We start from the raw sequence: 12,299 nt of genomic DNA, 5'->3' as shown, positions 1-12,299 counted from the left end.
ATTGTTCCCGAAGGAAGGCCGTGCAGTAGTGGGTTGCCGCCGGTGCGGCGTGAGTGGCTGCCGCAAAACCGTTACGGCTGTGTGGCAACTCGGAGAACACTACGGATCGGGATGGGCCGTGTCAACCGGCTGCCGGCCCGTCCGGGAACGCCGTGGCCGCCGGGGTCAGTCGAGATCGCTGAGGCGGCCGTCCGCATCGGGCTGGGCGTCCTCCACGCGGCGCAGAAGGCGCGTCAGTACGTCACCCAGGAGCCCTCGTTCGCGTGAATCAAGGTCCTGTAGCAGGTCCTCTTCGAATACGGACGCGAGGCGCATGGCCTCCAGCCACTTCTCGCGGCCCTCGCTGGTGAGCTCGACGATGACGCGGACCCGGTTGTTCTCGTCGCGCTCGCGGTTGACGAGCCCCTCGGCCGCCATGCGGTCGATGCGGTGCGTCATGGCGGCCGGCGTGAGGCCCAGCCGCTTGGCGAGGTCGCCGGGGCCGAGGCGGTACGGCGCTCCGGAGACGACGAGGGCCTTCAGTACTTCCCACTCGGCGTTGCTTATCCCCAGCGTGGCGGTCTGCCGGCCGTAGGCGACGTTCATCCGGCGGTTGAGGCGCTGCAGCGCGGAGACGACCTTCTCCACCTGGGGGTCGAGGTCCTGGAACTCGCGCTGGTAGGCCGCGATCTGTTCCTCGAGGGTCGGCTCGGCCGGGCGGGAGGCCGCGTCTGAGGGCTCTGACATGCGACGGAGTATGACACGTAACGCATTGGCGTTGAAGTCCTTGGTCATGTACTCTTTAGCTTCGAACTTTAGAGTTGAAGTCTTCAGCTTGAGACTGTCTGGTTTTGACCGGACACGTCGCAAAGCTCCTTATCTTCCTCTGGAGTCACAGTGCTGGGGGGCACCAGGTCTGCTCCGGGGGGTCGGAATTCCCGCGTGCGCCTCGCTCCGCCCTGCACACATCCGCGCAGCAATGCGCACGCACGTACGTATCTGACGACCCTCTCGACCTAGGTAGGTGAGTGTGACCACCGCAATGGGCGCCGCGCTGCGCCGGATCCAGCTGGGCAACGCGCTGAGCGCGTTCGGCAACGGCTTCACGGTTCCGTATCTGTACGTCTACGTGGCGAAGGTGCGTGACCTTGGAGCCAGTACGGCAGGCATCGTGCTCGCGATGCTGGCCGCCGCCGCGCTCGTCGTCCTGCCCTTCACCGGTCGTGCCATCGACCGGCGGGGTCCGCTGCCGGTGGCCGCGGTGGGCACGTTCGCCGCCGCGCTCGGCTCGCTGGGCCTCGGGCTCTCCGACAGCGAGCCGCTGGTCATCGCCTCGGCACTGTCGCTCGGCGCGGGCATAGCCGTCATCCAGCCGGCGCTGGCGACGATGATCGTCTGGTGCTCGACGACCGTGACGCGGTCGCGCGCCTTCGCCACCCAGTTCTTCCTGAACAACCTGGGCCTGGGCATCGGCGGCCTGATAGGCGGCATGCTCGTGAACGAGAACGACCCGGCGAGCTTCGTACGGCTCTTCGCCATCGAGGCCGTGATGTTCCTGGTGCTCGGCGCGGCCGTGGCGACCGTACGGCTGCCGAAGGCGCCCAAGGTCGAGGATGCGGTGCCGGTCGAGGAGCGGGCCGAAGGTGCCTGGCGGGCGCTGCTCGCCGACCGGCGGATGCTGTGGCTGTGCGCGCTCGGGTTCGTGCTCTTCTTCGCCTGCTACGGGCAGTTCGAGTCGGGCCTCGCCGCGTACGCGACCGAGGTCACCCGTATCCAGCCGTCGACGATGGGCATCGCGCTGGCGGCCAACACCGCGGCCATCGTGCTCGCGCAGTTCGTCGTGCTGAAGCTGGTCGAGCGGCGGCGGCGCAGCCGGGTCATCGCGGTCGTGGGGCTCATATGGACCGTGGCCTGGATCGCGGCGGGCCTGTCCGGGCTGGTGCACGGCGCGCAGGCGCTGGCCACGGGGCTGCTGATCTCCACGTACATGCTGTTCGGCGTGGGCGAGTCGCTGCTGTCGCCGACGGTGCAGCCGCTGGTGGCGGATCTGGCGCCGAGCCGGCTGATCGGTCAGTACAACTCGGTGTTCGCCCTGGTGAAGCAGTTGGCGCTGGCGGTCGGGCCGGCCGTGGGCGCGCTGATGGTGGGGCACGGGGCGGCTGCCGCGTACATCGTGCTGCTGATCGCGTGCGCGCTCGGGGTCTCGGCGCTGGGCCTGCGGCTGGGCGGGATGCTCACCGCGGTGCAGGACAACCCGCAGGCCGTGACCGTGCCGGCGGAGGTTCCGGAGCGCGACGAGGTCGCCTGCGTGGCGTAACCCCGCCGGTCGCGTGGCGCGGGCCGGGAGGGAAGCTGCCCCGGACCCGCCCCTTCCCGACGGTGACATGTGCGGCTCCGCCGCATGGGGGGGCCGGCCCCGGCCCCCGGTCCTCAATCGCCGGACGGGCTGGATTTGGGCAGGGCGAACTCGCACCAGACCGCCTTGCCGCCGCCCGGTGTGCGGCGCGAGCCCCAGTTCGAGGCGATGGTGGCGACGATGGAGATGCCGCGGCCCGCCTCGTCGACCGGCTCGGCGCGGCGGCGGCGCGGCAGGTGGTCGTCGCCGTCGGTGACCTCGACGATGAGGCGGCGGTCCGTACGCCGCAGCCGCAGCCGCATGGGCGGTGTGCCGTGCTGGAGGGAGTTGGCGACCAGCTCGCTCGCGGCCAGGACGCCGAGGTCGTGCAGCTCCGGGGAGAAGCGCCAGGAGGCGAGCACTCCGGAGGCGAAGGCGCGGGCGCGCGGCGCCGCCTCCGTACCGCCGTGCAGTTCGAGCGCGGCGTTGTGGAAGAGCTCGGCCTCGGGGCCGGTGCGGTCCGGGTGCTGGAGGACGAGGACGGCGACATCGTCGTCGTGGTCGTTGGAGATGCCGAGCGCGCGCAGCAGGCGGTCGCAGATGATGTCGGGCGCGCCGGTGGCGCCGGCGACGGCGTGCTCCAGTGCGGCGATGCCCTCGTCGATGTCCTTGTCGCGGCGCTCGACGAGGCCGTCCGTATAGAGGACGGCGGTGGAGCCGGGGCCGAGCGCAACGCTGCCGGAGGTGTGCAGCCAGCCGCCGGTGCCGAGGGGCGGGCCGGTCGGCTCCTCGGCGCGGTGGACGGTGCCGTCCTGGTCGCGCACGAGGATGGGCAGGTGGCCGGCCGAGGCGTAGACCAGCCGGCCTTCGTTGGGGTCGTGAACGGCGTACACGCAGGTGGCGATCTGGCTGGCGTCGATCTCCGCGGCGAGGCCGTCCAGGAGCTGCAGGACTTCGTGCGGCGGGAGGTCGAGCCGGGCGTAGGCGCGCACGGCCGTACGGAGCTGGCCCATGACGGCGGCGGCGCGCACGCCGCGGCCCATCACGTCCCCGATGACCAGGGCGGTGCGCCCGGCCCCGAGGGTGATCACGTCGTACCAGTCGCCGCCGACCGCGGCGTCCGTGCCGCCGGGGTGGTAGATCGCGGCGACCCGGAGGTCGTCGGGCTGCTCCAGCTCCTGGGGGAGCAGGGAGCGCTGGAGGGTGACGGCGGCCTCGCGCTGGCGGCGCTCGGCGGCGCGCAGCCGTTCGGCGGCCTCGACCTGGTCGGTGACGTCGGCGGCGAAGACGAGGACGCCCTTGTGCGGCGCCACGCAGGCGACCTCGGGGTCCGGGGCCGGGGTGCTGGCGGCGGCGACCTCGATGGGCGTGCAAGTGAACGTGTAGTAGCCGTCGCGGCTGAGGTCGGAGCCGGCGCCGCCGGGGACCTTGCGCGCCTTGACCGTGCGCGGCTTGCGGCTGCGCAGTACCTGGTCCATCAGCGGCAGCAGGCCCAGTTCGGTGAGCTCGGGGAGGGCTTCGCGGGCGGTCAGCCCTGCCGGGCGGGCGCCGAAGACCTTGGCGTACGCGCCGTTGACGTACGCGATGCGGTGCTCGGGGCCGTAGACGACGGCGACCAGGGCGGGGATGGTGCCGAGGATCTCGTGCGCGGAGAGCACGTCGACGGTGGGCGGCTGCGCACCGGAGGCGCTGACGGACGCTGTGCCCGAGGGCGGGGTGTGCGCTTCGGGGCGCTCGGCGCGGGCGGCGGGAACCGCGCTTCCGGGGGCTGCGCTTCCTGAAGCTGCGCCCGGTGGCGCGCCCGTGGTGCCCGATGCGGTGCCTGCCGTGGTGGGCGCGGCGGGGTCGGCCTCCGGCCGTTCCGCTTCGTCGGTGGGCGGGGGTGCGGGGGCTCCGCAGGGCGCCGCGGGCTGCGCGGCTCCGGGCGCGGGGGATCTCCGCGGCGGCTTGGGGGACGACGCGCCCGGCGCCGCACCGCGGTCGGACCGCGCGGCGCGGCGCTGTGTGCCGGGGAAACGGGCGCTCCAGCGAGTGAAGTTCACGGAGGTGTACCTCTTACTTCGCGTCGCGGCGCCGAGTCGGTCCGGCGGCCAGAAGGTACCTCCCGGCCGTTGGCTGGCGGAAGGTCGGGCGGGGGCGCGCCGAGCGCCCTCTGGCGTGATGCAGCAAACGTCCCAATTCCTCGCGCTTGTCACTCTTTGCAGATACGAGCCCACCCATGGTCACACGTCCAGTGTGGCCGACCGGACTGACATACGTCAGACGCCGGGGTGGCGGGTGGAGTTCCTGACCGCGTCCTTGACCGCCCGTTCGACTGAACGCAACGGTGAACGTATGACCGACGGGGGCATATGGTCCAGGGCTATGCCCGGCCGACACCGTATGCATGGTGTCCTTGTTACGCGCTCCGGGCCACCCGAAGGGGCGTCAACCCCGCGCCGGTCCGGCCGTCAACTCGCTTCGTTGTGGCGCCCCGTGCCCGCCGCGAGTTCGAACTCCGCCCTCGGGTGCTCCAGGGAGCCGAGCGAGACGATCTCGCGTTTGAAGAAGGCGGCGAGCGTCCATTCGGCGAGCACGCGGGCCTTGCGGTTGAAGGTCGGGACGCGGCTGAGGTGGTAGGCGCGGTGCATGAACCACGCCGGATAGCCCTTCAGCTTCCGCCCGTACACGTGCGCCACACCCTTGTGCAGCCCCAGGGACGCGACCGAGCCGACGTACTTGTGGGCGTACTCCTGGACGGGCTCGCCCCGTATGGCCGCGGCGATGTTCTCCGCGAGCACCTTGGCCTGGCGGACGGCGTGCTGGGCGTTGGGCGCGCACTCCTTGCCGGGCTCGTCGGCGGTCAGATCCGGTACGGCGGCGGCGTCACCGGCGCCCCAGGCGTGCTCGACGCCCGCCACCTGAAGGGCGGCGGTGCACTTCAGGCGGCCGCGTTCATTCAGGGGGAGATCGGTCGCGGCCAGGATGGGGTGCGGTTTGACGCCGGCCGTCCATACGAGGGTGCGGGTCGGGAAGCGTGACCCGTCGTCCAGTACGGCGACGCGGTTCTCGCACGTCTCCAGGCGCGTGTTCAGCCGCACATCGATGTTGCGGCCGCGCAGCTCCCGTACGGCGTACTCGCCCATCTCCTCGCCGACCTCGGGCAGGATGCGGCCGGTCGCCTCGACGAGCAGCCACTTCATGTCCCCGGGGCGGACGTTGTGGTAGTACCGCACCGCATAACGGGCCATGTCCTCCAGCTCGGCGAGCGCCTCGACGCCCGCGTAACCGCCGCCCACGAAGACGAACGTCAACGCGGCGTCCCGGACCGCCGGGTCGCGGGTGGAGGAAGCGATGTCGAGTTGCTCCAGTACGTGATTGCGCAGCCCGATGGCTTCCTCGACGGTCTTGAAGCCGATACCGAAATCGGCCAATCCGGGGACGGGCAGGGTGCGCGAGATCGAGCCGGGAGCCAGCACCAGCTCGTCGTACCGCGTCTCGACGGCGCCGGTGCCCTCTTCCTCCGTGGCCAGCGTCTTCACGGTGGCGGTGCGCTTGGCGTGGTCGATGCCCGTCACCTCACCGATGACGACTTGGCACAGGGGCAGCACGCGGCGCAGGGGGACGACGACGTGGCGGGGCGAGATGGAGCCGGCCGCCGCTTCCGGCAGGAACGGCTGGTAGGTCATGTACGGCTCCGGGTCGACCACCACGATCTCGACCGTGCCGCCCTGCAGTTCCTTCCTGAGCTTCCGCTGCAGGCGGAGGGCGGTGTACATGCCCACATAGCCGCCGCCGACCACGAGAATGCGCGCCGGGTGCTTCACAGAGGGTCTCCTCGCGACGTCGCCCGTGGCCCGTGGGGTGCGTCCGGGGCCGTCGGTCCGGCCCGCGGCAGAGCCACGATCAGATGCCGTGTACCCGCTCCGGGACACAGCATTTCTCCATGACGCACCCCCGCCGCCTCTTTGTCCACAGGACAGGCGAAATACGGTCGGTGCCCCGAACCCCCTGTTGGAACCGCCCCTTCCGCCGGTGTGGGATGAGATCCGCAGGTCAGAAGGGGGGTACGAGATGGCGGGAGTGTACGGAAACGGGATGGAACGGGCGCGTACTCCGTTCGAGGGGCGGACTGTACGGAACTGCCCCCTTCATTCTTGACCTGCGCTCAACTATGTTCGTACCTCGTCGGGGTGGAGGCCGTTGTCGGCTGCCCCGGCAGTCAGGGCGGGGAGTCTCCGGGGGGAGACGTCATTACCGGGGGATCATCTATGCACATGCAGAGTTCTCATTGGCCGGCGGCTGTGGCGTCCGTGCCGGGTGACCGGACCGGCGGCGGGGGCGAGGCCGGCGTGCCCGGGCGGACCACACCGCTCCGGGTGGACGCACAGCGCAACTTGGAACATGTTCTGCGAGCTGCCCGTGAAGTCTTCGGCGAGCTGGGATACGGCGCGCCCATGGAGGACGTGGCCCGCCGGGCCCGGGTCGGGGTGGGCACGGTCTACCGCCGCTTCCCGAGCAAGGACGTGCTGGTCCGCCGGATAGCGGAGGAGGAGACCGCGCGGCTCACGGACCAGGCGCGCACCGCACTCGGGCAGGAGGACGACCCGTGGTCGGCCCTCTCGCGCTTCCTGCGCACGTCCGTGGCGTCCGGCGCCGGCCGCCTGCTGCCGCCGAGCATCCTTCGGGTGGGCAGCGGCGTGGACGGGGCCGACGGGCTCACGGGGGCGCGGGTGCCGCAGCAGCGGTCGGCGCCGGAGCCGGCCGTCGCGCCCGGCGAGCTGCGCATCGTCGCGCAGCGCACGTCGCCGGACGAGGAGTCGGACCGGCCGCACTCCAACGGGCAGGCCCCGGACGGGCCGACGGCGGACAGCGGGGGCGCCCAGGCGCTTCTGGACGTCGTCGGGCAGCTCGTGGAGCGGGCGCGCGAGGCCGGGGAGCTGCGCGCCGATGTCACGGTGTCGGACGTGCTGCTGGTGATAGCGACGGGCGCGCCCTCGCTTCCGGACGCGGCGCAGCAGCAGGCCGCCTCCGCGCGGCTGCTGGAGATCCTCCTGGAGGGTCTGCGGTCGCGGCCGGTGGCCTGACGACGGACGGCTTGCGGGGCCGGCCGGGGCAGTGGCCCCGGCCGGCCCTCTGCTTTGGGGCCCGTAGGCCATGGGCCCTTACTCGGACGGCGTATCCCTAAGCCTGCAAGCATGCCCCGAAAGGGCGAGGGCTAGAGCTGTTAGACGTTAAGTCAATCCGGATGAGTGATTGCGCCGCTGCCCCGTAAGGGTTCGGCCATCCTTGTGACAGGCTTGCGCGATGTTCAGGTGCGGGAGCGTGGTCCGGGGGCCTCAGCGATGACATATGAGGGGCGTGACGAGCGCGACGGCGGCGGCGTCGGCGCGGAATCCACCGCCTCCGGCAGCGACATTGCCCGGCCGGAAGCCGTGCCGCAGCAGCGCGTGCCCAAGGACCGCGGTGCCCACGCGGCCGGGCCGAGCCCTGCCGGCCTTTCCGAAGCGGAGCCCGGTGCGACCGGCACACTCGCTACGCCCCCGTCCGATGCCGAGCTCGTCGCCCGTATGCGCGCCGGTGACGACAGCGCGTACGAGGAGCTGTACCGCCGGCACGCCGACGCCGTGCGCCGCTACGCCCGCACTTGCTGCCGGGACGCGCACACCGCGGAGGACCTGACCGGCGAGGTCTTCGCGCGCACGCTGCAGGCGGTGCGCCGCGGGTCCGGGCCGAAGACCGCGGTACGGGCGTACCTGCTCACCACCGTGCGCCGCGCGGCCGCCGACTGGGGCAGGACCGCCAAGCGCGAACACCTGGTCGAGGATTTCGCGGTCTTCGCGTCCTCGGCGGCCGGCTCCTCCATGGACGACGACACGCTCGACCTCGGGGCCGATGTGCGCGCCATGCACGAGGCCGAGCGGGACATGGCCGTCCAGGCGTTCCGCAGCCTCCCCGAGCGCTATCAGACGGTGCTGTGGCACACGACGGTCGAGGAGGAGTCCCCGAGCGAGGTCGCGCCGCTCCTCGGGCTGTCCGCCAACGCCACGGCCGTGCTCGCGCACCGCGCCCGTGAGGGCCTCAAGCAGGCGTACCTCCAGGCGCACGTCAGCCAGTCCCTGACGGCGGGCGGCGACTGCGCCCGGTACGCGGACCAGCTGGGCGCCTACGCGCGCGGCGGCCTCCGGGTGCGGGCCGAGCGCGGGCTGCGCAAGCACCTGGAGGAGTGCCCGCGCTGCCGGCTGGCGGCGCACGAGGTCGCGGACGTCAACCAGCGCATCCGCGCGGTGCTGCCGGTCGCGGTCATCGGCTGGTTCGCCGCCGGTTACGCGATCAAGGGCGCGGCCGCGGTCACGGGGATCGCCGGAGCGGGCGCTGCGGCCGGTGCCGGGGCCGCTGCGGCCGCCGGGGGCGCGGGGTCCTCCGCGGGGGCCGGAGCGGCCGCAGAGGGGCTGGGGACGCCCGCGAAGGTCGGTATCGGGGCCGGCCTCACGGTCGCCGTCGCGGGGGTGGCACTGGCGCTCGCGGCGCTCCAGGAGCCACCGAAGCCGCAGGCGAAGCCGCCCCGCCCGGCCGCGTCGAGCCCGCTGCCCCAGAAGCCGAAGCCGTCGCCCACTCCGAAGCCGGCGCCCAAACCCGCGCCGCCCGCTCCCAAGCCCGCGCCGCCGGCTCCGAAGCCGACGCCGACGCCGACCCCGAAGCCCAAGCCGAAGCCCCCGCCACCGAAGCCCGCACCCGAGCCGAAGCCGAAGCCCACTCCGACGCCGACCCCGAAGCCGCCGAAGCCGACGCCCCCGCCGCCGGCCGCCCCGTATCCCGTCAACACCCTGGCCTGGGACTTCACGGGTGACGGCAGCGACCCGGAGGTGCGTGCCGCGGAGAGCGGCTTCCTGTGGCAGCGCCAGGGGGGCGTCAACATCGGAGGCAAGCACTACGCCCACGGTGTGACGACGCACGCCCCGTCCTCGGTGACGATCGACCTCAATCGGGAGTGCACGGCCTTCGACGCCCTCGCGGGCGTGGACGACCTGGCCATGGGGCGCGGCGCGGTGCGCTTCTCGGTGTACGCGGACGGGGTGCGGCAGTGGCGCTCCGGTGTGGTGCGGGGCGGCGATCAAGCCGTACCGGTCCATGTACCGCTGGCGGGCCGCGAAACCATCCGGCTGGTCGCAGAGCCTGAGACGCCCGCTGACACCCTGACGTTCAGCGACTGGGCGGAGTCCCGGATCAGCTGCCGGTGAGCCGCTGAGGGGGCCGTGAGGCGCCTCTGAGGGCCGGGCCCGGCGGCTTCGGCGGGGCTACAGCGCCAGGCGTTCGACGCCGGTGGAGACGGCGCGCTGGCGGGGTGCCGCCGCGCCCGTCCAGCACGTGCCGCGCCGGGCGAGCAGCCGGCGCAGCCACAGCTCCGTGGAGACCAGCTCCGCCAGGCCGTCCAGGGGCAGCGGCGCGCCCTCGGCCGCGGCACGCAGCGCCTTGCGTACGACGCGTGCCTCGACCAGTCCGGCGTCGGCGAGCAGCGGCGCATCGAAGAGCCGCACGAGGTCGTCCATGGAGGCACGCAGCCCGGCCCGTACCGCCGCCGCGTGCGTGACGTGCGAGGTCGCGCCCCAGCCCGGTGGCAGGTCGCGGATGCCCGCTCCGGAGAGCACGGCGCGCAACACCGAGGCGCGGGCCCCCGGTTGCACCCTGAGCGTGTCCGGGAGCGCGCGGCAGGCGCGTACCACCTCGTTGTCCAGGAAGGGCGCGTGCAGCCGCTGGTTGCGTACCTCCGCGGCCTGTTCGAAGACGCGGTGGTCGGCGGCGTGCCGGGCGAGCGCCGCGCGTGCCCGGCCTTCTCCGGGGCGGCCGACGGCCGGGGCCCGGAGTGCCGCGTCGCTCAGCCGAACCGATACTTCAGCGAGCGCTTCCCCTGTGAGCCAGCGCGCGGCAGGACCGGGCCGGCACCACGTGAGCGCAGCGAGCGAGGCTTCCACGGCGCTGCCCGCCACCGTCTCGTCCGCGAACTCCCGTCCCAGCAGCCGCGCGGCGGCCGCGGAGATCCCCGCCCCGTAGGGCGTGCGGGCCAGCTTCCGCGCGGCCCGGTAGACCGTGAACGGTATGAACACCGAGTGCGTGGCCGCGCCGTCGGCCTTCGCCAGCGCCGTGACCGGACGCAGCAAGTGGCGGCGGCGCCGGTCGAGCAACAGGTCCGCCAGGCGCGCCGGATGGGCGTCCAGTACCTGCCGCGCGCCGTGCCCCACGAAGTGGTCGGCGCTCCCGGAGAGCAGCCGCCTGCGGTGCCGTTCGGCGGCGACCATCGAGGGCCCCGGTTCGTCCGTCAGCGGCCCCTTCCCCAGGTCCGCGTACGGGAGCGCCTCCTCGCCCGCCGCGACCACCACGTGGTGCAGCCGCGGGTTGTCCGCGATGCTGCGGGCGCGCTCCAGCTCGGCCTCCCGGTACGCCTGGCCGCCGTTGCCGGCCCGGTCGTTGAAGGTCACCGCGAGGAGCCGCTCGCCCTGCCCGTTGAGCCGCCCCGGCTGCCCCGGCAGGCCGGCCGCGAGCAGTGCCAGCGTCCCGGACGCGCTGCCGCCGGAGAGGTCTGCGCCGATGCCGGGCGCCGGTGCGCCGCGCGCGGCCCGTCGGTCCTCCGGGCCCATGCCGGGCACCGGGCCGGGGTCCAGGCCGCCGGGAGCGGCCGGGCCGCCGAGCGGGTCGGGCGCGTGCCGCGGGGCCGCCAGCCGGGCCCGTACGGCGTCCACGAGCGCCTCCCGCACGCCGTCCACGGCCTGTTCGGGCGCGAGCTGCGGCGCCGAGACGGCGAGCGAATGGGCCTGTTCGTACGAGGTGGTCTCGCTGGAGCCGCCGCGCAGTACGAGAGCGTGGCCGGGCGGGACGCGCCGCACGCCCGTGTACGGCGTGCCGGTGCCGAGCGCCTCTGGGGCGTCCGGGCAGGCCAGCAGCGCCGCGAGATGGCCCACATCGAGGCTCGCCTCGATCAGGTCGGCGAGCGGCAGGGCCGCGGTCGCATACGCCGTGCCGCCCGCCCACCGGGTGTGGAACACCGGGCGGGCGCCCGCCAGATCGCCGGTGACCGTGAGCCGCCGGCCCACCTGGGCGACGGCGGTGTAACTGCCGGGCCAGGCGGTGAGATGGCGCAGCGCGCCGCCGCGCGCGGCGAGGAGGCCCACCCGCAGCTGGTCGTCGGTGGCGCCGCACACCCCGAAGACGGCGATCCGGGTCTCGGGGTCGGCCTTCACGATGCGCACTTCATCGGGGCGCCAGTCGCCGACCGCCCAGAGGGGGTCGGGGTCGCCCCACAGGAGTTGGGCGCCCACGGGGAGCACCGTACGGCTGTCGTCGATGGGGTTCGGGCCCGTGGCGGTACTGCTCCACCCCACCAACCAGCGCATCGCGGCCTCCGCCCGTCTCCCCGTCGCTCCGTACGCCGGTCACGGGGAACTCGTCCGCCCCGTACGGCGCGTGGCACAGCAGTTGTGCGGACCACTCTGCCACGACAGGGGCGGGTGGGCGGCGGCATGAGGACGGCGTGTACGCGTGGGCGCTCTTCGGGGGCCGCGCACCGCTTCGACGAGCCGCGTCCGCCCCACGGCGAGAAAGTGACGGGTGACGGTATTCAGCCAAAGTCCGTTCCGTACCGATACGTTGCGGGCGGAAGCGCTCTCGGCGCGGATCCGGCGCATTCGGGGGCGGTCAACGGGGCGCGCGACCCGGGCGGCGGACCGTACGGACCGCCTGGCGGTCCCGTTTCACGGCGTTGCGTAAGTGATCGCGACAGTCCGGGAGGTGGGACTCACCCCCCGGACCGGACCGCCACCCGCGGGGAATGAGGTGGCGGTGTCCCCCAGCCCACTGGATCCAGTGCAGCGGGCCGACCCACGCAAGTCCCATGGAAACGTGCCCGCCATGGAGCAGCCAGCGCGCACGGACGGGCGCACGGCAACACGTACCCGGAGCACATGCCCAGGTGTGACCTCCCCTGCAGACACGAATCTCGCCATCCGGTACA

The 12,299-nt window shown here is 73.2% G+C and carries 7 protein-coding genes; 3 read left to right on the top strand and 4 right to left on the bottom strand.

Translation table 11 applies throughout. The features are described from left to right. Window positions 1-165: 165 nt before the first annotated feature. A complete protein-coding gene (locus AB0I82_RS25340) occupies window positions 166-726 on the bottom strand; it encodes a MarR family transcriptional regulator (RefSeq protein ID WP_363259627.1) in 561 nt (186 codons plus the stop codon). 283 nt (window positions 727-1,009) lie between these two features. On the opposite strand from AB0I82_RS25340, the gene AB0I82_RS25335 reads away from it, so the two are divergent. Beyond that, complete coding sequence (locus tag AB0I82_RS25335; RefSeq protein WP_363259626.1) at window positions 1,010-2,296, top strand: MFS transporter; 1,287 nt, start codon at window positions 1,010-1,012, stop codon at window positions 2,294-2,296. Window positions 2,297-2,409: 113 nt separating this feature from the next. Here the strand turns inward: AB0I82_RS25335 and AB0I82_RS25330 are convergent, their stop codons facing one another. Both AB0I82_RS25330 and AB0I82_RS25325 read right to left on the bottom strand, forming a co-directional pair. Beyond that, window positions 2,410-4,356: a SpoIIE family protein phosphatase gene (locus AB0I82_RS25330; protein WP_363259625.1), complete on the bottom strand. Its 1,947-nt coding sequence runs from the start codon at window positions 4,354-4,356 to the stop codon at window positions 2,410-2,412. Between the two features lie 408 nt (window positions 4,357-4,764). Then, entirely contained in the window at window positions 4,765-6,120 is a 1,356-nt protein-coding gene (locus AB0I82_RS25325; protein WP_363259624.1) for an NAD(P)/FAD-dependent oxidoreductase, read from the bottom strand. 444 nt (window positions 6,121-6,564) lie between these two features. Here AB0I82_RS25325 and AB0I82_RS25320 point away from each other — a divergent pair, with 444 nt between their 5' ends. Together AB0I82_RS25320 and AB0I82_RS25315 are read left to right on the top strand one after the other, a co-directional pair. Beyond that, window positions 6,565-7,380, top strand: coding sequence for a helix-turn-helix domain-containing protein (locus tag AB0I82_RS25320; protein ID WP_363259623.1), 816 nt, complete (start codon window positions 6,565-6,567; stop codon window positions 7,378-7,380). Window positions 7,381-7,638: 258 nt separating this feature from the next. Beyond that, window positions 7,639-9,534: a sigma-70 family RNA polymerase sigma factor gene (locus AB0I82_RS25315; RefSeq protein ID WP_363259622.1), complete on the top strand. Its 1,896-nt coding sequence runs from the start codon at window positions 7,639-7,641 to the stop codon at window positions 9,532-9,534. 57 nt (window positions 9,535-9,591) lie between these two features. On the opposite strand, the gene AB0I82_RS25310 is transcribed toward AB0I82_RS25315, so the two are convergent. Beyond that, entirely contained in the window at window positions 9,592-11,682 is a 2,091-nt protein-coding gene (locus AB0I82_RS25310) for an asparagine synthase-related protein (RefSeq protein ID WP_363259621.1), read from the bottom strand. Between the last annotated feature and the right edge of the window lie 617 nt (window positions 11,683-12,299).

Origin of the sequence: Streptomyces sp. NPDC050315 (assembly GCF_040655775.1) — a bacterium.
Taxonomy (GTDB): Bacteria; Actinomycetota; Actinomycetes; order Streptomycetales; family Streptomycetaceae; genus Streptomyces.
The sequence above is the reverse complement of the archived record's forward strand: the minus strand, read 5'-3'. Positions and strand labels throughout refer to the sequence as shown.

Excerpts from the sequence above, each read along its gene's own strand:
- AB0I82_RS25340 (WP_363259627.1), bottom strand. The coding sequence starts at position 726 with ATGTCAGAGCCCTCAGACGCGGCCTCCCGCCCGGCCGAGCCGACCCTC.
- AB0I82_RS25320 (WP_363259623.1), top strand. The coding sequence starts at position 6,565 with ATGCACATGCAGAGTTCTCATTGGCCGGCGGCTGTGGCGTCCGTGCCG.
- AB0I82_RS25315 (WP_363259622.1), top strand. The coding sequence starts at position 7,639 with ATGACATATGAGGGGCGTGACGAGCGCGACGGCGGCGGCGTCGGCGCG.
- AB0I82_RS25310 (WP_363259621.1), bottom strand. The coding sequence starts at position 11,682 with ATGCGCTGGTTGGTGGGGTGGAGCAGTACCGCCACGGGCCCGAACCCC.